At 67.2% G+C, this 21,833-nt stretch carries 22 protein-coding genes; 11 read left to right on the top strand and 11 right to left on the bottom strand.

Annotated elements, in window-relative coordinates; translation table 11 throughout:
• The first annotated feature begins 56 nt into the window (after window positions 1-56).
• A complete protein-coding gene (locus tag NV2_RS16415; protein ID WP_067874490.1) occupies window positions 57-890 on the top strand; it encodes an alpha/beta fold hydrolase in 834 nt (277 codons plus the stop codon).
• Between the two features lie 41 nt (window positions 891-931).
• Here the strand turns inward: NV2_RS16415 and NV2_RS16410 are convergent, their stop codons facing one another.
• From NV2_RS16410 to NV2_RS16395, 4 genes are all read right to left on the bottom strand, one after another.
• The gene (locus NV2_RS16410) at window positions 932-1,990 is read right to left on the bottom strand and encodes a DoxX family protein (RefSeq protein WP_067874487.1); all 1,059 of its coding nucleotides are present in this window, start codon (window positions 1,988-1,990) and stop codon (window positions 932-934) included.
• Between the two features lie 81 nt (window positions 1,991-2,071).
• The gene (locus tag NV2_RS16405; protein WP_245662627.1) at window positions 2,072-2,557 is read right to left on the bottom strand and encodes a universal stress protein; all 486 of its coding nucleotides are present in this window, start codon (window positions 2,555-2,557) and stop codon (window positions 2,072-2,074) included.
• Window positions 2,558-2,567: 10 nt separating this feature from the next.
• Entirely contained in the window at window positions 2,568-2,999 is a 432-nt protein-coding gene (locus NV2_RS16400; RefSeq protein ID WP_067874485.1) for a MarR family winged helix-turn-helix transcriptional regulator, read from the bottom strand.
• Entirely contained in the window at window positions 2,989-4,365 is a 1,377-nt protein-coding gene (locus NV2_RS16395; protein ID WP_245662626.1) for an MFS transporter, read from the bottom strand. Before NV2_RS16395 ends, NV2_RS16400 begins: the two co-directional genes overlap by 11 nt.
• A 106-nt stretch (window positions 4,366-4,471) precedes the next feature.
• Between NV2_RS16395 and NV2_RS16390 the strand changes: the two genes are divergently transcribed.
• Entirely contained in the window at window positions 4,472-5,893 is a 1,422-nt protein-coding gene (locus NV2_RS16390) for an amino acid permease (RefSeq protein WP_084474818.1), read from the top strand.
• Here NV2_RS16390 and NV2_RS16385 read toward each other — a convergent pair.
• Window positions 5,878-6,432 carry a TetR/AcrR family transcriptional regulator gene (locus NV2_RS16385; RefSeq protein WP_067874473.1) on the bottom strand — a complete coding sequence of 185 codons (555 nt, stop codon included), beginning with the start codon at window positions 6,430-6,432 and terminating at the stop codon, window positions 5,878-5,880. The two genes, NV2_RS16390 and NV2_RS16385, sit on opposite strands and share 16 nt — an antisense overlap.
• 104 nt (window positions 6,433-6,536) lie before the next feature.
• A complete protein-coding gene (locus NV2_RS16380; protein WP_067874470.1) occupies window positions 6,537-6,752 on the bottom strand; it encodes a hypothetical protein in 216 nt (71 codons plus the stop codon).
• Window positions 6,753-7,207: 455 nt separating this feature from the next.
• On the opposite strand from NV2_RS16380, the gene NV2_RS16375 reads away from it, so the two are divergent.
• Both NV2_RS16375 and NV2_RS16370 read left to right on the top strand, forming a co-directional pair.
• Window positions 7,208-7,438 carry a DUF397 domain-containing protein gene (locus NV2_RS16375; RefSeq protein ID WP_067874467.1) on the top strand — a complete coding sequence of 77 codons (231 nt, stop codon included), beginning with the start codon at window positions 7,208-7,210 and terminating at the stop codon, window positions 7,436-7,438.
• 128 nt (window positions 7,439-7,566) lie between these two features.
• Window positions 7,567-8,466, top strand: a complete 900-nt coding sequence (locus NV2_RS16370; RefSeq protein ID WP_067874465.1) for a Sco1979 family transcriptional regulator — start codon at window positions 7,567-7,569, stop codon at window positions 8,464-8,466.
• Between the two features lie 103 nt (window positions 8,467-8,569).
• Here the strand turns inward: NV2_RS16370 and NV2_RS16365 are convergent, their stop codons facing one another.
• Entirely contained in the window at window positions 8,570-8,821 is a 252-nt protein-coding gene (locus tag NV2_RS16365) for a hypothetical protein (RefSeq protein WP_084474815.1), read from the bottom strand.
• Window positions 8,822-9,361: 540 nt separating this feature from the next.
• Here NV2_RS16365 and NV2_RS16360 point away from each other — a divergent pair.
• Entirely contained in the window at window positions 9,362-10,204 is an 843-nt protein-coding gene (locus NV2_RS16360; protein ID WP_245662625.1) for an acyl-CoA thioesterase domain-containing protein, read from the top strand.
• Here the strand turns inward: NV2_RS16360 and NV2_RS16355 are convergent.
• The 3 genes from NV2_RS16355 to NV2_RS16345 all read right to left on the bottom strand — a co-directional run bounded on the left by NV2_RS16355 (window position 10,201) and on the right by NV2_RS16345 (window position 12,743).
• Window positions 10,201-11,040, bottom strand: a complete 840-nt coding sequence (locus tag NV2_RS16355) for a phosphotransferase family protein (RefSeq protein ID WP_067874459.1) — start codon at window positions 11,038-11,040, stop codon at window positions 10,201-10,203. The genes NV2_RS16360 and NV2_RS16355 overlap by 4 nt on opposite strands.
• A gap of 89 nt (window positions 11,041-11,129) precedes the next feature.
• Window positions 11,130-12,365 carry a PucR family transcriptional regulator gene (locus tag NV2_RS16350; protein WP_067874456.1) on the bottom strand — a complete coding sequence of 412 codons (1,236 nt, stop codon included), beginning with the start codon at window positions 12,363-12,365 and terminating at the stop codon, window positions 11,130-11,132.
• A gap of 156 nt (window positions 12,366-12,521) precedes the next feature.
• The gene (locus tag NV2_RS16345) at window positions 12,522-12,743 is read right to left on the bottom strand and encodes a hypothetical protein (protein ID WP_245662624.1); all 222 of its coding nucleotides are present in this window, start codon (window positions 12,741-12,743) and stop codon (window positions 12,522-12,524) included.
• A 309-nt stretch (window positions 12,744-13,052) separates the two neighbouring features.
• On the opposite strand from NV2_RS16345, the gene NV2_RS16340 reads away from it, so the two are divergent.
• From NV2_RS16340 to NV2_RS16330, 3 genes are all read left to right on the top strand, one after another.
• Window positions 13,053-14,426: a lipase family protein gene (locus NV2_RS16340; RefSeq protein WP_067874450.1), complete on the top strand. Its 1,374-nt coding sequence runs from the start codon at window positions 13,053-13,055 to the stop codon at window positions 14,424-14,426.
• A gap of 391 nt (window positions 14,427-14,817) precedes the next feature.
• Window positions 14,818-16,053: a PucR family transcriptional regulator gene (locus NV2_RS16335; RefSeq protein ID WP_168436156.1), complete on the top strand. Its 1,236-nt coding sequence runs from the start codon at window positions 14,818-14,820 to the stop codon at window positions 16,051-16,053.
• Window positions 16,047-17,081 (top strand): alpha/beta hydrolase, encoded by a 1,035-nt coding sequence (locus NV2_RS16330; RefSeq protein ID WP_245662623.1) that lies wholly within the window; start codon window positions 16,047-16,049, stop codon window positions 17,079-17,081. Before NV2_RS16335 ends, NV2_RS16330 begins: the two co-directional genes overlap by 7 nt.
• Window positions 17,082-17,087: 6 nt before the next feature.
• On the opposite strand, the gene NV2_RS16325 is transcribed toward NV2_RS16330, so the two are convergent.
• Window positions 17,088-17,768, bottom strand: a complete 681-nt coding sequence (locus tag NV2_RS16325) for a YdcF family protein (RefSeq protein WP_067874441.1) — start codon at window positions 17,766-17,768, stop codon at window positions 17,088-17,090.
• Between the two features lie 342 nt (window positions 17,769-18,110).
• Between NV2_RS16325 and NV2_RS16320 the strand changes: the two genes are divergently transcribed.
• The 3 genes from NV2_RS16320 to ygiD all read left to right on the top strand — a co-directional run bounded on the left by NV2_RS16320 (window position 18,111) and on the right by ygiD (window position 21,798).
• Entirely contained in the window at window positions 18,111-19,328 is a 1,218-nt protein-coding gene (locus tag NV2_RS16320) for an esterase/lipase family protein (protein ID WP_067874438.1), read from the top strand.
• 214 nt (window positions 19,329-19,542) lie between these two features.
• Complete coding sequence (locus NV2_RS16315) at window positions 19,543-20,889, top strand: ABC1 kinase family protein (protein ID WP_067874433.1); 1,347 nt, start codon at window positions 19,543-19,545, stop codon at window positions 20,887-20,889.
• Between the two features lie 69 nt (window positions 20,890-20,958).
• Complete coding sequence (gene ygiD, locus NV2_RS16310; RefSeq protein ID WP_084474855.1) at window positions 20,959-21,798, top strand: 4,5-DOPA-extradiol-dioxygenase; 840 nt, start codon at window positions 20,959-20,961, stop codon at window positions 21,796-21,798.
• Window positions 21,799-21,833: the final 35 nt, after the last annotated feature.

Here is a 21,833-nt window from a genome sequence, read left to right as displayed (position 1 = left end):
CTAGAGCTGGTCAGGTAATTATCCACGACGGTCGCGCCCAACGGAGGTGGTCTGACATGCCGGTAGTCGAGGTCCCGGCCGGACCGATTCACTACGCGGAGCACGGGGAAGGGCCACCGGTGGTCCTGTTGCACGGATTGCTGATGGACAACACCGTGTGGGATCGAGTCCTGCCGCTGCTGCCCGCCGGTTTCCGGTACCTGCGCCCGATCCTCCCGCTGGGCTCGCATCCGGAGCCGATGCGTCCCGATGCCGAACTCGATATGCACGGAATGAATGTGGTGATCGCGGACTTCCTGGCCGCGCTGGAGCTGCGTGAGGTCACTCTGGTGCACGCGGACTGGGGCGGCGGGTTGTTCCTGACCGCCTACGGGCTCGACGAGCGCGTCGCGCAACTCGTCGTGTTCCCGTGCGAGGCCTTCGACAATTTCCCGCCCGGTCTGCCGGGGAAATTGGCCGTCGTAGCGCTACGTGTCCCGGGAGCCTTGCCGATCGTGCTGCGTCAGTTGCGGATCCCGGCGCTGCGGCGGGCCCCGTTCGTCTACGGCCGGATGGCCCGCTTTCCGGTGCCCGACGACATGATGAACTCCTGGACCGAGCCGGCGTTGCGCAACCCGGCCATCGGCCGCGACGCCCGCAAGTACGGCCGGAAGCTACCGGCGAAGCGGCAGCTCGTCGCGGATACCGAGCAGCTCCGGAATTTCACGGGCCGGTCGCTGGTGTTGTGGTCGTCCGCCGGCCGGACGATGCCGCGCGAGCACGGTCGGCGGCTGGCGCACCTACTACCCGATGCGCGACTGGTCGAGATCGACGACGCGTACGTCCTGTCGATGCTCGACCAGCCGGCGGTCGTCGCGAAGGAACTCGGCAACTTCCTCACCGGCGGATGAGCACGCGCTCGGTCGCCGCGACGAGAGCGACGCCGGGCGCCTCACCTGCCGTTACGGCTCTTCTCGATCCGTTCGCGGGTGGTCTCGGCTGCCTTCTCGGCGCGCTGACGGGCCTGACGAGCCACCACCGGACCGCGCTTGCGTGCGGTGGTGGCCAGCTCGCCCCCGTGCTCACGCGCGGCATCGGCCAGCTCGGCGCCGTGTTCGCGGGCCGCACCCACCAATTCGGCGCCGCGGTGCCTGGCCACATCGGCCCAGTCTCCGCGATGGTCGCCGGCGGCCCCGGCCAGCTCCGCACCCCTGCGCTTGGCGACTTCGGCCCAGTCCCCGGCATGTTCGCGCGCGGCTTCGGCCAGTCCGGCGCTGCGTTTCTTGGCCGTCTCGGCCCACTCGCCCCGATGCTCGAGTGCGGTCCCGGCCAGCTCGCTGCCCCGCCGACGTGCGGTTTCGGCCCATTCTCCGCCGTGCTCGCGGGCCGTCTCGGCGAGCTCACCGCCACGTGCCTGCGCCACCGTGGCCAGATCGGCCCCTCTACCAGCGGCTGTCGCGGCGAGTTCGCGACCCCGCACCGCCTGCAGTTGCATGCGGTTGCGCACCGAATCCGCGGTCTTGTCCGCGGCGGTGACCGTGAACGGCAGCGCGGCGGCGGCCTCCTTGGCGGCGCGGCGGCCGCGCCGGCGCAGCGACGGTTTGCCCTCGGTATCGACGGAGGCGATCAGCAGACCGCCGAGCAGGCCCACGTCCTTCAGGAACGCGGTCCGTTTCGCGGCTCGCTGCTGGGCATCGGATTCGTTCCAGAAATCCTGCTCGGTGACCGCGGCCGGAACGACGCTCGCCGCCAGTGCCAGTGACGACAACCGCGGCATCCGGCCCAGTGCCAGCAGTGTCCCGGCACCGACCCGCACCGCGGCGTTGATCCTGATCACCTTCGCGGGATCTGCGGGCAGCTTGGCCGACACCGAGTCCGGCAGCCGCTGCTCGCCGGTGGACACCAGAGCGCCGGCAGCCTGGGTCCGGGTTTCGGGATGCATCAGGGTATCGACGCCGTCGACGACGAAAACCGATGCCAGCAGCGGGCGGGCAAGGCGGCGAATCAACATGTGACAACCCTTTCCTCAACGGTTTCGTTCCGGCGGGTTCCCTCGATGCCGCGTCCCAATCACCAGGGACACCGACGGGCCTCAGGGCACGACAGTAACCGGCCAGCGCCCGGCTTTCACCAGGCGCACCGCGACGGACCCGACAATTCGATGCCCGGCCTTCTCCGAGGCACCGACCACCACCGCATCGGCCTTGAGTTCGTCGGCGGCCTCGGCGAGCACGGTGTACGGATCGCCCCGGCGCGTGATGAACTTCCAGCGTGCGCGGTATACGTCCTTGACCTTTTCCGCGTGCTCTCGCACCTCGCGTGCCAGATCCTCGGCGACTTCCGCGGTGGTTCCCTGCACATCGACACCGTAGGCCCCCGCCATGGTCAGCAACGGTTGCACGTAAATCATTGCCAGCAGCGCGTTCTGGCGGCGTGCCATACCGGCGGCGTAGGAGGTCGCACGCCAGGAGGCGTCCGACCCGTCGATACCGACCATGATCACGCGGGGGCCGTCGGTGCCGAGCTCGAAACCCGACGACAGACGGTCCGCCCACTCCGGTGTTGTCTCTTCGGCCACGTGGTTGAGCCTAGAGCAGGCGCAGCAGGTCGCGCAGGGTCCGCAACTGGTGCGGTGGCAGGTCGGCCAGTCCGGGCGGCGGCGGATCCGGGGTGGACATCGCCAGCTCCAGCACTTCGCGCCCGGCCGTGGTGATGGTCACCAGTTTGCAGCGCCGATCCTCGGGGGCGATCTCGCGCGAGACCAGGCCGCGTGCTTCCAGATCGTTCACCACGACCGTGGTCGCCGGTGCGTCCATGGCGGCCGCCCGGGCCAGCGCCTTGAGCGGCAACGGCTCGGGCAGCAGCCTGCGCAGGATGCGAATCCTGCTGAAAGGCATGCCCGTTCGTTCGACGACAGCGCGTTTCCAGACATCGCGCGAGTCGGTGACCACGCCGGTCAGCAGCCGCCACACCTCGTCGGGGGAAGCGGGAGCTCCGGGCGGGAGTTCGTCACCGGACACGAGCCGACACCTTGTCCTCGAGCAGAGGAGCGATGCTGTCCCGGGAGCGCAGCGCCCATCCGGTGTTGGCCAGTACGCCCAGGACCACGACGGTCGCCGCGAACCCGGCGATCACCCACCACAGCCCGGCGCCCGTGAGCAGACCACACAGCGCCACCCCGATGCTGACGCCGATCTGGCGGCTGGTGGAGGCGACAGCCGAGGCGGCACCGGCACGATCGAGCGGCATCCCGCTGACCGCCGCGGTGGTGATGGGCGCGTTCACCGTTCCGAAACCGGCGCCGAAGATCGCGAACATGATCGCCAGCTGCCAGACCGGCGTATCCGGACGCAACGTGGTGAGCAGCCCCGCGGCGACGGTCATCAGAATGCCGGCGGCCACCAGTGACGGCCGGGTGCCGTGGCGGCCCACCAGCCGGCCCGACAGCGGGGAGCAGATCAACATGGCCAGCGCCATCGGCAAATACAGCAGACCGGTGTGCACGGCTGAATAGTGCCGTACCCCTTGGAGATAGATCGAGGCACTGAACAAGAATGCACCGAGCCCGATGAATGCGCACACCGCGGTCAGCGTCGCGGCGGAGAACGGCACGCTGCGGAAGAACCGCAGATCGATGAACGGCGATCGGTGCCGCCGTTCGGCGTACACGAATGCGACGAGGGCGACAACGGTCGCGGCGAGAATCTCCGGCCGGCGTTCGATGAGCCCGAAGACCAGCGTGAACATCACCGCGACGGCCAGCACCTGGCCCAGCGGATCGATACCGCGCGCGGTGCGCGACTTCGATTCGGGGACGAAGATCGTGGTCAGTGCCAGCGCGACCACGCAGATGGGCAGATTGATCCAGAACACCGACTGCCAGCCGAGCACGTCGATGAGCCCGCCGCCGATCATCGGGCCCAGGGCGGTGGAGATGCCGACGACAGCACCCCAGATACCGACTGCCCGCGCTCGTTCCACCCGGCCGGTGAACACCGTGGTGATGATCGACATCGCAATCGGGTTCAGCATCGATCCACCGACCGCCTGGACGAACCGTGCCCCGATCAGCAGGTCCACGGTGGGTGCGAGGCTGCACAGTAGGGAGCCGAGCGCGAACACGGTCAGCCCGATGCGGAACATTCGTTTGCGGCCGAACCGGTCGGCGGTGGCACCGGACAGCATCAGCAGGCTGGCCAGGGTGAGCGTGTAGATGTCGACGATCCACTGCAATCGGGACAGGGAAGCGCCCAGGTCGGTCCGGATGGACGGAATCGCGACATTGACGATGGTCGCATCCATCGACGAGATGAACAGGCTCAGACAGCAGGTCACCAGCACGATGGTCTTGCGCCGCGGGCTCATCCCGGAGATGCTTGTATGCACACAATGATTGTGTGCATACAAGTAAAAGCCCGCAAGTGCTGTGAGGTAGTTCACCCGGAGCTCGCTCCGGTCGCGCTACCGAGCGCACGCGGTACGGTGCTCCGATATGACGACCGACCGGAAACCCGAGGCGCCGAGCGCTACCGCGCTGGTGTCCGAGGGTGAAGAAGGCTACGAACGCGGCCTCAATCCCCGCACCATCCAGATGATCGCCATCGGCGGCGCGATCGGTACCGGCCTGTTCTACGGAGCGGGTGGCGCCATCGAGCAGGCGGGCCCGGCGCTGATTCTCTGTTATCTGGTTGCCGGTCTGGTGATCTTCGTAGTCATGCGGGCGCTGGGGGAGTTACTCACCTACCGGCCGGTGTCCGGCAGTTTCGGCGAGTACGCGAACGAATTCCTCGGCCGCTTCGCCGGATTCGCCACCAGCTGGACGTATTGGGCGGTGTGGGTGGCGACCTGCATGGCCGAGATCACTGTCGCCGGCAAATATGTCAAGTACTGGTTCGCGGTGCCGGAATGGATGACAGCGCTGGTCGTGCTCGGCGTGCTCTTCGGGGCGAACCTGATCTCGGTGAAGCTGTTCGGTGAGGGAGAATTCTGGTTCTCCATTATCAAGGTGACGGCGATCATCGCCATGATCGTGATCGGAATCGGCGTGCTCGTCATCGGATTCGGGCATGCACCCGATCCCACGGTGACCAATCTCTGGGACGAGGGCGGAGTCTTCCCGAACGGGTTCGGCCAGGCGCTCTTGGCCTTGCAGATCGTGCTGTTCGCCTATGTGGGCGTGGAACTGGTGGGTGTGACCGCAGGTGAGGCGCGCGATCCGCGCCGGACCCTGCGCCGTGCGATCAACTCGCTGCCGCTGCGCATCGGCCTGTTCTATGTCGGCGCACTGATCGTCATCATGTCGGTGTCGAGCTGGACGGTGTTCCACTCCGGGCGTAGCCCGTTCGTGGAGGTGTTCGAGCAGATCGGTATTCCGGGTGCGGCCGGCATCATCAACTTCGTGCTGCTGACCGCGGCGTTGTCGTCGTGCAACTCCGGCATCTATTCCACCGGCCGGATGGTCCGCAGCCTGTCGCTGCGCGGTGAGGCGCCTGCGGCGTTGGGCGGGCTCAGTACTCGCCGGGTGCCGTTGCCCGGCATCGTGTTGTCCGCGGCGGTCATGGTGATCGGCGTGATCGTCAACGTGATCTCGCCGGACAAGGCATTCGCCTACATCACCTCGGTGTCCACCGTCGGCATCATCTTCGTCTGGGGCATGATCCTGGTCTGCCATATGTTCTATCGCGCCCGCGTCCGTCGGGGCGAGTTGCCGGCCAGCGACTACCGCCTGCCGGGTGCTCCGGTGACCTCCGTGCTGGCCCTGGCCTTCCTCGGCCTGGTGCTGGTGTTGTTGTTCTGGACCGACAGCGGCCGCACCGCGGTGATCGTCGGTGTGGCGTGGGGCATCGTGGTGTGTGCCGGATATCCGATCGTGAACCGGCTCGTGCGCCGCGGTGCGCCTCAGGTCCGGTCGTAGATCGCCAGGGCGATGTCGACCGCGGCCCGGTGGCACTGCGCATCGGTCAGGTCGACATCGCCCATCATCGCGGTACTCCAGGAGATCGCCAGCAGGGCCTGGCGGGCATGGAAGACCGCCAGTGGCTCGTGGTCGGGCGCGGTCATCGCCTCGGCGACCGCCCGGAACTGGTAACGCAACGCGGAACCGACCCCCATCCGGCGGAACGCGGGCTGGTTCTCGTACATGAACCGGGTCATCTCCCGGCCGGTGTGATGCAGTATCTCGCCGTAGCGGCGCAGAATTTCGCGCCCGGTGTCCTTGCCCGGCGGGCGGTGCTGTGCCCAGTCCAGTAGTTCGTCGACACCACGCCGCATATCTTCGGCCAGGCTGACGACGATGTCTTCCTTGGACCGGAAGTGGTAGTACACCGCGGCTTTGGTGATCGAGAGTCGATCGGCGATCTCGCGGATCGACGTGTGCTCGTAACCGTGCGCGGAGAAGAGTTCCATCGCCACCGAACGAATCCGGTCTCGGGTATCGGTTCGTCTGCCGGCCACGGACCTACCCTAGTTTCGCCCGTGCTCGGCCGGTCGATCCGCACCGCACCGGTTGCGGGCCGTTCAGCAGCCTTGACGGTCGCGTGCCGGCGATTGCGGTGCGGCTACTCGTCGTCCAGGCCGGCGGAGAGATAGGCGGCCGCGGCGATCCACTGCCGACAACCCAGGTGTCGATCGTGTGCGTGCAGGATGGCGCGAGCGCGGGGGTGAGTCAGTTCCCGAGGTTCGGTGGCGCAGTCGCCGACCGGATCGGCGCCGGTCGGCCGATGCTGGGAAATGCCGTGATCGCATGTACCGGAATGCTGAAGCAGTTGGTTCATGGGATGCCTTCGACCGTTGCGGGTGAGTGCGGAAGCGTGGGCCGAGTCTACGGCGCTGCAAGAAACAAATGCAAGTACATCTGCACAGTCGGATGGACTGCCGCGTGGGGTGGGAATCGTTGTGTGGCTTGGCGAGTGGCCGATGTTGCGGCCGCTGCGGAGCGAGGTAGAAAACCGACTGGTCGGACTCTGTGAATCTGCTGCTCGAGGGGTCGGCAATAGATGACAGGTCAATGGAAAACGCCTTGTCGCCCTTGTTTTTTCCAATTTTTCAGAGCACTCGATCCGAGCCTGTCGGCGTGCTATCGTTCAAATCGCGGTTTCAAATGCAAGTGCATTTGCTCGAACATATGCAAGAGCTAAGGCGTTGCCGTCGGTGTCGCCGATCGCTCATCCGGAACGCCGAGTGCGGACAACGCTGCCCGGCTCGGCCAGCACGAAACCTGGAGACAGCCATGACCGATTCCATTGCCACCACTGCCGGCCATCTCTCCGATGCCCCGTGGCGCAAGAGCACGTTCAGTAATCCGAGCGGAAACTGCGTCGAATTGGCCGATTTGTCCAATGGCCTGGTCGCGGTTCGCAACTCGCGGGACCCTGAAGGTGGGGTGCTGGTCTACACCCGCCCGGAAATCGACGCCTTTCTCCGCGGCGCGAAGAGCGGAGAGTTCGACGATCTGGCGTGATCGGCGGTAGCATGGCACTCGGCGCGGTGTCGGTGCGCGAAGGGGCAGTGTTTTCTGATGTTCGGCCAGCTGCTCTCGATGCTTGGTACCCTCACTGCCGGTGATCGTCGAGCATCGGAGTAGACCTCATGATGGCAGAGCCCGTCAGGATCGGCCGTGTGGATTCGCTTGTCGCTGAACGCGGTCCGACGGCCCTTCGGATTGCGGTGGGCGGCCAGCTTCGCAAACTACGGGAAGCGGCCAATATCACCCGCGAGCAGGCTGGTGAGCACATTCGTGGTTCCCACGCGAAGATCAGCCGACTCGAGCTGGGGCGCACCGGTTTCAAGGTGCGCGATATCCGCGATCTGCTGACCCTCTACGGCGTGCACGACGAGGAAGAGCGCGAGATCTTCCTCGATCTGGTGAGCAAGGCGAACCAGCCGGGGTGGTGGCACAGCTACAACGACCTGCTGCCCCAATGGTTCGAGACCTACCTGGGCCTGGAGCATGCCTCGAAATCCATCCGTACCTTCGAGGGACAGTTGGTGCCGGGGCTGCTGCAGACCGAGGAGTACACCCGTTCGGTCGTGGCGCTCGGTCATGAGAACGCAGAGGCCGCGCGTCGCGTCGAGTTGCGTAAGAAGCGTCAGGAGATTCTCGACCGTCCCGGTGCGCCGACGCTGTGGGCGGTCGTGGACGAGGCCGTCCTGCATCGGCCCGTCGGTGGCGAGCAGGTGCTGCGCGCCCAGCTCGACCATCTGGTGGATGTGTCCAACCGGCCGAACGTGACCATCCAGGTCCTGCCGTACGCGGCCGGCGGTCATGCGGCGGCCGGTAGCTCGTTCACCATGCTGCGTTTCGCCGAGGCCGAACTGCCCGATATCGTCTATCTCGAACAACTCACCAGCGCATTGTATTTGGACCGCCAGCAGGATCTGGAGTTGTACCGGCAGGTAATGGATCGGCTCAGTGTGCAGGCCGAACCGCCGGAGCGTTCGCGCGAGATGATGAAGAAGGCAGCGGCTGACCTGCCCGAAGTGGACTGAGGCGCAGCAGGCCGGATAGGTGCCCAGGGCGGAAGACAGTAGCAAAGCCCGGAAACAGCAGTGGCCGCCGACCTATAGGTCGGCGGCCACTGCTGTTGTCACTTTATTCCCTGATACAACTCGAGGCGATACGCCAGAAGGTCTCCGGCTGCATCGTGTCGAAATCCCAATCGTTCACCAGAGCATGCGCGGTGGTGACGATGCGATCGATATCGAAATCGTCTCGTGTGGCCGCGCCGGTGGACTCGACCGCATCGATGACGAAACACGTCGCGGTTTCCCGCGAGAAAATGTGATGTGCGGACCGATTCCGGTCCATAACTCCGAGCCGGTCGAGACCGCTTCGCTGGTTCATCCGAACGCCCCTGACGCCAGGCCGCACATGCCCCTCCGGCGCAATGCCTTCCGGCTCATCCTGCGGCTCACGGGTAGTCCCCTGCCTTGCCTTGCAGCTCGAAGTCTAGGGCGGCGTCGCGATCATTTGCAAGCACATCTGCAACATCGAAAGCCCGGTCAGAGCAAGGATTTCGGGTGCTGACGGGTTGCTGTCGACCCTGGCTCGGCCGGTGTCCGACAGGGCCGCACCAGGGGGGCGCGAGCCCCGCCCGCGATAGCGGCACAGATATCGGAGGCGGCGCCGTACCGGTCGTCCGACGGTGACTTGCTGCACAGTTCCCGTGTAGACCGGACGGGCGGTTCGGACACGAAAAAAATCTGGTCGCTACCCGGGCATATGCGACTCGCCGTCCGTCACCGGAACCGGAGTCGGCGCGGCGACCCGTGCACCATCCGGCGCGACCCGACGTGGAACACGGTCTCGTAGCCGTGCTATATCTCCCATGACCAGCAGGATCGGTTGCGGGCACGGTCCGCGACCCGAGGAGACAGGCGCACAGTGGACAGCTCGCACGGATATTTCGCGGCCGACGGTGCCGGCTTCACGCCGAACCGGATGGCTGCCAGCCAGTGGTCGGCCGAGCAGGTGGTCGGCCCGGCGCTGTGCGGTCTGCTGGCCCGTGCGCTGGACACCGAGCACGCCACCGACGGGTTCGTCCCCGTACGCCTGACGGTCGATCTGTTCAAACCGGCCCGGATGCGGCCGCTGAACGTCGCGACCACCCGCGTGCGCAACGGCAGGCGTATCCGGCTGGCCGATGCGATCGTGATGCAGGACGGCGAACCCGCAGCGCGCGCTTCGGCAGTTCTGCTGCAGCCGTCCGAGCAACCTCCGGGCGATATCTGGACTCGCGGCGTGCAGCCGGTGCCGCCCTCGCTCGAGATCGCGCCGGTGATCGACGGACCGGACGCGCCGTTGTGGCACAGCGACAGCTCGGCGGACTGGTCCCGGATGCCGTCGGAACACGAGAACGGCAGCCGCAAACGCAGCTGGCAGCATCCGGTGAACGTGGTGAACGGCGAGCGCCCGTCGCCGTTCGTGCTCGCCGCGCTGGCCGCGGAGCAGACCAGTATGGTGACCAACTGGTCCAGCCGAGGGGTCGGCTTCATCAATACCGACCTGACCCTGGCACTGGTGCGGATGCCCGAGAGCGGCGGCATCGGCGTGGAGGCCGACAACCACCTGAGTCACGACGGGATCGCGGCCGGCACTGCCACGTTGTTCGACCGGCACGGGTCCTTCGGCAGCGCCATGATCACCGCGGTATCCAATGCTGCCCGGCAGATTCCCGCGAGTCGCCTCGACGGACTGATCGCTGCGGCGGACGCCGGCCGGAGCTAGCTCGCAGCGCCCCGGTACTCGGCCCATCGGCGCGCCGCATCGCGTAGTCCGCACGTCCAGATGTTGGGCCGGCGATGTGCGGTGCCAGTCCATTCGGCCGCCAGCGCACCGGAGAACAGACGTAGGTCGCGCGCGGAGGCGGCATGCCAGGCCGGCACCCGCTGCGCCCACTGCTCGGCAACGGCCGGGGCGTGCCCGGCGAAGATCAGCCAGACGATCCAGCAGCCGGGATCGATCCATGGGGCTCCTCTGGTCGCCCACGGCCAGTCGACCAACCGGGCGTCGGTGCCGGTGACATCGTCGACGAGGACGTTGCTGTAGTTCCAATCGGTGTGCAGCAGGGCGGTGCCGCCGAAGGTCGCGACGGCTGCGTCCTCGTCCAGATAGGCGCCCCAGCGAACCTCGGCATCTTTGAGTTCGACCTCTGCCGGGCAGTGCAGCCGGCCCAGCGCGGTCATGGCCTCGGCGGTGGCAGCCAGGTCGGAATCGATCCGGTAGTCGGCGAAATGACCTGCGATGAATTCGAAACCGAGCAGATCCCAGCCGCCGGCCGCGAGCTGCCAGCGCAGTCGCGGGCCCACCGGCGTGACATGACGGGCCAGCGCGGCTTCACGGTGCTGGGTCCACACCTCCGGATCGCGTTGTCGCACACCCTTGATGAAGATCCGCCCGTGGGCGGTCTCGATCACCGTGGCGAGTTGGCTGCTGAATCCGGCGATCACGGAATCGGCACGGACGACCGGACCGGTCACCGCTTCGACCGCCGCGCGGGTCGCCGACGGTAGTTGTTCCCAGCTGCGCCGGTGCGCCGAGGTCTGCGCCCGATCAACTGTCACTCTGGAAGAGTTACCCCCAATTACCAGTTCTGGCAAGCGATCTCAGGTATTCGGGTGCCGGTTTCGTAAGTGTTCTTTCAGGTGTTCTTTCAGGCGATATAGGTGCGGGCGATGAGCGCGCTGCGTAGTTGCCACAGGCCGGTGGAGTGGGTGGGGTCGAGTCCGGTGAGTTGCGCGATGCGTTTGAGGCGGTAGTCCACGGTGTTGGTGTGTACATGCAGGTGCCGGGCGGTGCGCTGGCGGTTGAGGTTGTTGCTGATGTGGGTCTGCAGGGTGGTCAGGAGCTCGGGGTGGTGATCGAGGGGGTCCAGCAGCGTGGCGAGATGGTTGCGTCCGGGCCCCGGGCGGGTGAGCTGGTATTCGAGGGCGAGGTCGTCGAAGCGGTAGAGCCCGGGGGCGGTGCGCAGGCGGGTGACCATATCGAGCAGTTGATGGGTCTGATCGGTCGCGGTCGGGATGGTGTGGGCGGTGGCGGTCGTGGTGGTGGCGGTGATGGGCACGCGTGCGGCGTGTGAGAGTCGCGTGGTGAGGGCGTCGAGATCGGCGGTGGTGGTGCGGGTGGTGGGGATGAGTAGGGTGCCGCCGTCGGTGGACAGCAGATGCAGGGTGGTGCTGTGGGTGTGCGTGGCCAGGGCGGCTTGGATGCGCCGGAGTTTGCGGCGCGCGACGATGGTGGGGTCGAGATGGGGATTCGCCTGATCCGGATGGGGCGGGATGTGCAGAGCGACGATGTGATAGCTGTCGGCGATCTCGATGCCGCATTCCCGGGCCATGGTGGAGGTGGGGTGACCGGCGAGGAGAGCGCTGGTGAGGGTGTGCACCGCGTTGTGGTGTTCGGAGACGACGGTGCGCAGTTCGCGGACGTAGGCGCTCGACACCGCGGTGGTCATCGTGTCGAGTATCTCCACGAGGAGTTTGGCGCCGCTGATGAGATCGGCGTAGTCGGCGTGGGTGGGTTGGGCGTTGCTGTTGGTATTGGTGATGACGAGGTCGAAGCCGATTTTGAAGCCTTCGTGGATGGCGTGGTGAATGGTGTCGATGGGAACGCCTTCCCGAGCCCACCCGGCGGCCGCATCTTTGAGGCGTTCGGTCTTCTCCGGGATGTCGCGGCCGTCGAGCAGGCTGATGGCGAGTTCGAGGCAGGTGCGGGTGATGGTGGTGATGTCGCCGTGGATGGCATCGCCGGGCAGGGTCCCGCAGGGTGCGACATTTTCGACGAAATGGCCGACCATGTGGCGGGAGAGCGTCCAGACGTCTTTGAGCGGGGAGGAGATCGGCCGCCCCGACCACATCAGGCCGGTGGGGCTCGAGTTGTCCACGGTCATCACTGACTCCTTCCGCGCCCAAATTAATGTTTCGGCGATTAACGGTAAATGGCCGACCGCTACCCGACGCGGATTCGGTGACGGTTTGTGCGGGGATCGAAGAGATCCGGCAGGTTGTTGTGATCGTTCACAATGATCGCCCGGATTTCCAGCTTGTCACGACCATAATCGCCGGCAGGGGAGCGGACGCAGTCCGGGGCGAACCTTGCTGTCCACGGTGACGGCGAGGCCGGAGTGGACGGCCGCGGCCGCGAACTCCCACGCCTCGGCCCGCGTCGCGGCGTATTCGAGTATCAGTTCGCCGTTGGGGTCGGGGCCGTCGAAGTAGACGGTGATGCGCCGCGTCGGTGCTTCGGTGACTGTGTCGGGGAGGTTCATGTCCGCGCTCCTTTGCATCGGTGCAGGTTCGAAGCTACGTACCGGCGGGTAACAAAAACAGGTTTCAGTGTGGACTCGAGCTCCGAACACAGTGCCGCGCGCGCCGGCTTTGTGATGTGTCAGGGGGCGTTCGGGTCAGGGGGCCGATATCGATGCGGACTCGCACCGCGCACGATCGGAACACGTCGCCCGTTCGGCGGTGAGTACGCCGGTAACCTCGAAAGAACCTGGTTCAGCGTGGAATTCGGGTTGATGCGTCCGCGCGGCCAGGGGGTGCGTCCGAGTGGGCCGAGATCGGTGGGGGGAGTTATGCGCATTCGACATGCTCTGGCGGTGGTGCTGCTGTCGACCTGTGGTGTGGTCGGACCGACAGCGGCGGCGCAACCGCCGCCACCACCGTTGCCGTCGCTGCCTGCGCCCGGGCTGCCGCAACTGCAACAGTGGATCGACGTGCTGGTGCCGCCCCCGTCGATTCCGCCGCCGGATCGCACGGCATCCGGGCACGGTACGGCAGACCCCGACCTGGCCCGGCTGCAACAGGCGGTCGCTCCGTCGCCGGTCGGTGACCCGTTGCTCGACACCTGGCCGGCCGACCTGGACCGGTATCACCCCGGGGAGGTGATCGCCACCAGGGATGTGACCGCGACCGCGGCGCCGCTGCTGATGGTCCCCGTGCGCACCGCGCTGCAGCTGAAATTCCGCACCACCGACGCATCTGGCGGGCCGTCGTATGCCACTGCCACACTGGCGATTCCGGCGGCCGCATGGACCGGCGGCGGGGCGCGGCCGGTGCTGGTCAACAATCTGGCGATCGATGCACTGGGTCGCTCCTGTACGCCGGGCTACACCTTCTCGCACGGATACAACCCCGACACCAGCACCACCGACTTCGTGCCGCCGACCACGCAACTGGCCTTGCTGCGCGGATATGCGGTATTGATCACCGACCACGAGGGGCCGCGGATGGCCTATGCCGAACCGTATGTCGCCGGACATGCCGTGCTGGACGCGATCCGGGCGGTCCGCGCAGCGCTGCCCGCCGAGTTCGGTGCGAGCCGTTACGGGATGCACGGATACTCCGGTGGAGCGATCGCCACCCGGGGAGCGGTCGCGCTGATCGATTCCTACGCACCGGAGTTGGCGCCGGTGATCGCGGGTGCGGCGCTCGGCGGGGTGCCGGTCGACTACCGGCTGCTGGCGCAGAGCATGAACGCCAACCTCGCCTCCGGGATCTTCATGGCCGCCACCTTCGGCGTCGGCCGCGAACGTCCCGAGATCCTGGCCAGGATGAACAACCTGGCCCGATGGGTGGCCTTGTCTCCGTTCAAAGATGCCTGTTCGGGTGTCTTCTCGGTGCCGGGGGTGCTGTCGCTGCCGATCGATGTCGCCGCCGATATGCCCGATCCGCTGCACAGTCGGCTCGCCGACGACATCTACCGGGAAACCCGGATGCAGGGTATGAGATCCCCTGTGCCGCTGTACATCTACAACGGTGAACAGGAATTCTGGATCCCGGCCGCCGGCGCGCGCGAGCTTTATCGCGATCAGTGTGCGCTGGGTGCGGTCGCTGTCTATCGCAGCGTGCCGGGCGAGCATTTCATCGCGTCCGGAACCGGATATCCGGGAGCGATGGACTGGGTCGACCAACGCCTGCGTGGTGTGTCCGCACCCGACGAATGTTGAATTGCCTTTGTGTCGCAACCCCATCGCCCATATGCCGAATTGATGAATTGTCATCGTGTCGCCCGCCGCGGACGTTCGAAACGTTTTCGTGGCCGTACCGTGATAGGAACGCGGCACCGGAATTGCGCGGACGGTGCCGCGTTCCGCCCCGGCGTCGCCGCACCGTGAAGAAGAAAGGAGCCCGGTCTCGCGGACGTCGGACCGGCCGGCCGTGAGCGGCGCCGGTACTCGAGCCGTCCGCTCGCGGCGCACAGTCGGATTCGCGGTCGAGGACCACCAACCCGGTCCTCGCCGCGAACACTGTGTGGCTGTGGAATCCGCCCGCCGGATGCATCCGCACCCCGGCATTCGGCGGGCTCCCGCGCAGCAGGAAAGATTCCGGAGTGACCCGATGACCTCATCAGCACCCACCCTGGCGACGGCGCTGACCCGGCGTGCACACCAGCACACCCGCCGAGCTCGTACCGACGATGCCACGGAATTCGGCTCCGGAGTGCGGGAATGCCTCGCGCTCGCCGCGGATCTGGTGGCCGATCCGGATCCGGTACCCGCCGACGCGGCCCGGCTGGCGGAGCTGGTCGGGCAGGCAGGTGCCTGGGCCCGTGCCGGAATCGACCTCGATGCCGTGCTGCGGGCGTACCACGACGCGGTCCGGCGCGCGTTCGCCGATCTCGCCGGAGATCGCGGCACCGGCGACGAGTTGATCGCTGACGCCGACCAGGCACTGCGGTTGCTGGAAGCAGTGACGGTCGCGACGTCTGCCGCCTATCTCGACGAGCACCGCGCGGCGGCACGGCATCATCAGACCGCGGCGCAGACCCTGGTGACCGCCCTGCTCAGCGGACACGGTGGTACCGCCCTGGCGCGTCGTACCGGTATCGCGGTCGCCCCTGCCTATCAGGTGGTGGCGCTGTCGATCGGTGCCCATCCCGGCGAAGCCGATCCGCGGCGCAGCCGCGAAACCGTGGCGCGCCGGAAGCTGCGGCGGCTGCAGAGCGCCCTGGCTTCGGTACTGGGGTCGACGGCGTTGTCGCTGCTGTCGGCCGACGGCGGCACCGTCCTGGTTCCGGCCGGCGGCGACGATGCCGGGGCTCGAATCGACACTCCGGCAGTGACCGCGGAGTCGCTCGACGTCCTGTCGGCGGCAGCGTCGGTTCCGGTGACCGCGACCGTTCTCACCGGTTCGACCGCCCGCATTCCGGAACTGGCCGCACAGGCCCACGAGTTGCTCGACCTGGTGCGCGCACTGCACCGTCCGCCCGGGTTGTACCGGATCGCCGATCTGGCGGTCGAATACCAGCTCACCCGGCCCGGCCCTGCTCGTGAGCATCTGGCCGCGATGCTGACACCCCTGGCATCGCATCCGGAGCTGCTGGACACCCTGAGGGCGTGTGTGGAATCGGGTTTCGACAGCGCGGTGGCAGCGCGCCGACTCGGTATCCGGACTGCCACGGTGACGCAGCGGAAGCGGCGAATCGAGCGGCTCACCGGTCTCGAGCCGACCGCACCGGACGGGATTGCCCGCGCGAGTTCGGCGCTGCTCGCCTACGATCTCGGAATCGAGGCAGAGTCCGTGGCGGGAAATCCGGGCCCCGGCCGAGAGAACGGAGCGGCGGAACAGTGTTGATCCCACGAGTAGCCCTCGGCGCCGTTCTCGCCGTGGCCTCGGGGGCGATGACAGCGGTCCCGGTGCTCGCCGATCCGCCCGATCCGCCACCGCTGATCGATCCGTCGGTCGATCGGACCGAACTGACGCGCGTCGAACATCGCACATCGGCGTGGGACCGGCTGTATGTGGCCTCGGCCGCGATGCGGCGGGTGATTCCGATCGACGTGCTGCGCGGCGCGGGCCCCGGCCCGCGCCCGACGCTGTATCTGCTCGACGGTGTCGAGGGAGCGCAGACCTCGGGCTGGCTCACCCATGGTGACGCGGGTCGATTCTTCGCCGGCAAACCGGTCGATGTGGTGCTGCCGGGCGGCGGTATGGGAAGTATGTACACCGACTGGAAGCACTACGACGACAAGCTGGGTCTCAACCGCTGGGAAACCTTCCTCATCGACGAACTGCCGCCCGTGGTGGAGGGGTATCTGAATTCCGACGGCCGGCGCGCGGTGGCCGGTGTCTCCATGGGTGCGCAGGCGGCGATCATGCTCGCCCAGCGTCATCCCGGCTTCTACCGGGCCGTCGCCGGCATCAGCGGCTGCTACTCCACCGCCGATGGCATCGGGCAGGCGCTGACCCGGATCACGGTCGCCTCCCGAGGCGGCGACCCGGCGAATCTGTGGGGCCCGCCCGACTCACCGCAGTGGGCCGCCCACGACAGCTACCTGGCCGCCGACAAGCTCCGGGGTACCTCGATCTACCTGTCGGCGGCCTCGGGCCTGCCGAGTCCGCCCGATCTGGCCGCGATCGCCGCCGCCCGCAATGTCGCGGCCGCACTGGATTCCGCTGGGGGCGGTGCGGTGCTGGAGGCCGGTGCGCGCACCTGCACCGAGCGTTTCGCGGCCCGGCTGACCGAACTGCACATCCCGGCGACCGTGCGATATGCGGCTATGGGCACCCATTCGTGGCCGGACTTCGCGGCCGCGCTGGCGCCGGCATGGGACGCGCTCGCGGCCGGGCTGGGGATTTCGCGGCGCTGGGGGCCACGCTGAACGTGCTCAGCGCGCCGGGGCGACGACGTCGAGTACCGGCTGTGGCAGGTCCTGCGGGCTGAGGGTTCCGACGACCGGCACGCCCGCGCGGACGAAAGTGGCCACGGCACGTGGCATGTGGTTGGCCGAGGTGACCACCACCGCATCGACGATCCCCAGGGCGCGCATCAATTCCGCTGAGTTACGGGCGTTCTGGATGGTATCGGCGGCACGCCCCTCGACATGCACTCGTCCGGGTGCGATCCCGTGCCCGATCAGCCAGCCGGCCATCGCCGCGGCCTCGGTGGTGCCGCCCTGCGGATTGCCTCCGGTCACGATGATCGGCGAGACGGGGGAGACCATCGCCTGAACCTGCGCGGCCTGCAACCGGGCGATCAGTTCCGGCCGCATGGTGCCGTTGGGCAGCAGACCGTACCCGAGTACCACGATGGCGGTGCCGGGGCCGTGCGGAATCGGTATGTGCGGCAGCGACAGCGGAACGGCGGAACCGGATGGCCCGACGGAGCCGAAGGGATCGACGGAGCCGAACGGTCCGACGGAGCCGATGATGTCGGTGATCGGATCGGCGCGGGCCTCGGGTGCCGCAGCAGTGGGCGCGAGACCTGCGAACAGGGCGCCGGCAGCCAGTGCGGCGAGGGTGAGAAGGCGAATTCCGGTGGGCCGGAACGGTCTACGAAAGCCGGACATCGGGACTCCAGACGACGTAGGGACGGTGCCACGTGCTTACGTGCACCGGGCCGGTACGGACAACATTCTGTGATCATCCGAAATGCGTTCGTGATGGTGATGTAATTGGTTGCGAGGCTTGCTATGACGCATGGCAAAGAAATGTGCGTTCTCGATCGGTGGCACCGCATTGTGCGGTGTCACTGCGCCCGGTCGGGCCCGTCGTGAGATTCCGGAGAACTCGGCTGTTCACCTTCCGGGGGTCCGGAAGCGACTTTAGCGTCTGAATGCATGTGCGGCGTCGCGGCTCGCGGTCGGACTTCGCCACAAACCTTGCTGATTCTTCGAAGGAAGGGTTCACAGATGAGACCGACTCTGCGCCGCTGGACACGTGGCGCCGCGGTGGTCGCCGGTGTGTCGCTACTGACGTTGGGACTCACCGGGATCGACGCCGGAGCGGACCCGGCGGCCGTGCCGGACGTGCAGCGCCAGCTCGTCGAGTACATCGACAGCGGCCTGAAGGACCCCGCCGCACATCCGATCGCCGACTCCGGCAGCGCTGCCTCGGGGTCGGCGTGTACGTCCGGCAGTGGCGCCGGATCGGGTAACGGGTCCGGCGACTGTTACGGCGGATCCGGTTCCAGTTCCGGATCCTCGGGCGGAACCTCCACCGATACCGTCGGTTACGGTCCGGAACAGACCTCGTTCGTGGGTGCCTTCGGCTACGGGCTGGCGCATCCCGACGTAGCACCGCCGGGGACCAACGACTGGAACTGCACTCCGAGTGCCGAACATCCGGAGCCGGTGGTGCTGGTGCACGGCACCTGGGAGAACGCCTATGACAACTTCGCCTATGTGAGCCGCCCCATTCACGATGCGGGCTACTGCGTGTTCACCTTCAACTACGGCAGATCGAACCTGCTGCAGGGCGGAGGGCTCGGATCGGTGCTGCCGGGCACCAACGGCACCGGCTACATCCAGGACTCGGCGAAGCAGCTGTCGGAGTTCGTCGACCGGGTGCTGGCGGCGACCGGCGCACCCAAGGTGAACATCGTCGCGCACTCCCAGGGCGGCCCGATGTCACGCTGGTACCTGAAGTTCGAGGGTGGCGCCGACAAGGTCCATCACGAGATGACCTTCGGTGCCACCAATCACGGCACCACGCTCGACGGGATCGGCGCACTGGGCCGTGCCGTCAACAACTTCGGTATCGACGTGCTGGGCCCGGTCGAGATCCTCGTCGGACATGCGGGTATTCAACAGACCGTCGGGTCGAATTTCGTCAACGAACTCAACGCCGGTGGTGACACCATGCCCGGCGTGGACTACACCGTGGTCGGCACCCGGTACGACGAGGTCACCACGCCGTACGACCTCACCTTCCTGCGCGCGGGGCCCGGAGCGACGGTCCGCAACATCACCCTGCAGGACGGCTGCGAGCAGGATGTGTCGGATCACCTCACTCTGATGTACTCACCGCGGGTGCTCTCGATCATCCTCAACACGCTCGATCCGGCCCGGACACCGGAGCTGACCTGCAGCTTCAACCCGTGGCTGGTGGGCGGGGGCGGCAAGCTCTGAGTCTGGTTCCGAGGCACCGGCCGGTCCGGGGCGACGGTGGTCCGCACAGGGGCCGTCCGCCGCTCCGGACCGGCCGGACGGTCGTCGTAGACTGTGCGGCGACGGATACGACGATGGGATGGTCGCAACGTATGATTCGGGCAGGTGTACTGGTGCTCGGCGGGGGCTCACGGTGACGTCGGCAGCTACCGAGATCGCATCCGGGACGGAACCGATGGCAGCGCAACAGCCCGCACTGGAGAAGTTCGGCTTCGCGGAATTCCGCCGCACTGCCGCTATCGGCACGGTCATCGGTGGCCGGGTGTCGCGGCGAGTGCTCCGGGAAGGACTGCGCCCGGCGCGGCGCCGTCGCGCAGTGGCCGAGGGAACCGTCGACGGATTCGAGACACTGGGCCCGATGTTCGTCAAGCTCGGGCAGTTGATCGCCTCCTCACCGGCCTCGTTCCCGGACGAGCTCGCCGATGCGTGTCTGCGCTGCCTCGACGATGTGCCGCCGTTCCCGGCCGCCGATGCCCGCGCGGTGATCGAGGCCGACCTGGGTGCCCCGATCACCGAACTGTTCCTGGAATTCGACGACGAACCGTTGTCGGCGGCCTCGGTCGCCCAGGTGCACGCCTGCGTCCTCACCGACGGGCGGCCGGCGGTGGTGAAGGTGCAGCGACCGGATATCGCCCGCCGCATGATCGTCGACCTGCGTGCGGCCTATCGCCTGGCCGGGGTACTGAGCAAGCGGTCGGAGAATGCGCGCGTCGCCAATGCCGAAGGCGTGGTCCGGGACCTGTACGACACCACCGTCGCCGAACTGGACTTTCGTAACGAGGCACGCAATCAGGCGCAGGTCCGCGAGAATCTGGCCGCCTTCGGGGACAATTCCGGAGTCGTGGTCCCCGAGGTGTACTGGGATCACTGCGGACCGCGGGTGCTGTGCATGGAACGGATGCGCGGCATGCCGCTGGACCGTTTCGACGACATCCGCACGGTGCATCCGGATCCGGAACTGCTGATCCGCCGGCTGGTCAAGGCATGGGTGGAGAGCGTGGTGGTGCACGGTCTCTTCCACGGCGATGTGCATGCCGGCAACCTCTGGCTGCTCGACGACGGGCGCGCCGCGATGCTCGACTTCGGCATCGTCGGCACGATGACCCCGCAATGGCGGGCCTTCGTACGGGCACTGTTCCACGCCAGCGCCGTCGACGGCGACTTCCGCCCCGTGGCCCGGGCATTGCGCGAACTGGAACTGGTCGACGGCGATGCCGAGGACGACGCGACCATCGGCCGGCAGCTGGCGACCGCGCTGGCCCCGGTGTTGTCGGGCAAACTGGCGAAACTCGATATGGGGAAGGTCGCGGCGCGGCTGGTGGAGTTCGGGAAGCGCCGCGGCGCCTCCGGTCCACAACCGCTGCTGCTGATGGGCAAACAACTGGGCTATTTCGAACGGTACGCGGTGGCCCTGGCACCGGGCTGGCGGCTGGGACAGGACCTGTACCTGTTCCGCAACATCTTCCCCGAGGAGGTGGCAGACAAGGCCGCCGCCGAAGGCATCGAACTGCCCGCCGACTAGATCCGGTCGGCGGAATCCCGCGTGGAATGGACAGGAGTGCAGATGTCGCCGGAAACCACCGCCGAACCGATGCCCGCCGTCTTTCTCGGGCACGGCAACCCGATGAACGCGCTCGACCGCAACAGGTACACCGAGACCTGGGCGGCCTTCGGCCGCTCGGTGCCCCGTCCGCGGGCGATCCTGGTGGTGTCCGCACACTGGTACACCAACGCGACCGCGGTGACGGCGATGCCGCATCCGCGCACCATCCACGACTTCTACGGGTTCCCCGACGAGTTGTTCGCCGTGCAGTATCCGGCGCCCGGGCTCCCCGAACTGGCCGAACAGGTGGCCGATGTGGCACATCCGCAGTGGGTCGGCTGCGATACCGACAGCTGGGGGCTGGACCACGGCACTTGGTCGGTGTTGGTGCACGCCTTTCCCGATGCCTCGATTCCGGTGGTACAGCTGTCGCTGAACGCGTTCAAATCGTTGGACTACCACCTCGAACTCGGCCGCAAGCTCGATGCGCTGCGCTCGGACGGTGTGCTGGTCGTCGGCAGCGGAAATATCGTGCACAACCTGCGTGCAGTGGACTTCTCGGGGCGGCCCGACAGCGGATACGACTGGGCGTTGCGGTTCGACGAGGCGGCTCGCGAGGTCCTGACCCGCGCGCCGGCGCAGGTGGCGTCGCTGGACGCGCACCCCGACTTCGCCGCCGCTGTCCCGACACCCGACCATTTCCTGCCCCTGCTCTACATCGCGGGACTGGCCGGAACCGAACCGCTGGTGCCGATCGTCGACGGCCATTGCGCGGGTTCGATCTCCATGGCGGCCTATCAGCTGGGCGGGGTCTGCCCGCCGTCGGTGGACGGCACAGGTGCGCCCGGGCTGCCCGACCGGGTTCCGGCCGACGACAGCAATATGTGAGGTCCGGCAAGGGAGCGTGCGTGGCCCGCGCCGCG

The sequence above is a fragment of the Nocardia vermiculata NBRC 100427 genome, from assembly GCF_001613265.1.
Classification (GTDB): domain Bacteria; phylum Actinomycetota; class Actinomycetes; order Mycobacteriales; family Mycobacteriaceae; genus Nocardia; species Nocardia vermiculata.
Note: the sequence above shows the minus strand (reverse complement) of the source record. Positions and strands in the feature narration are given on the sequence as shown.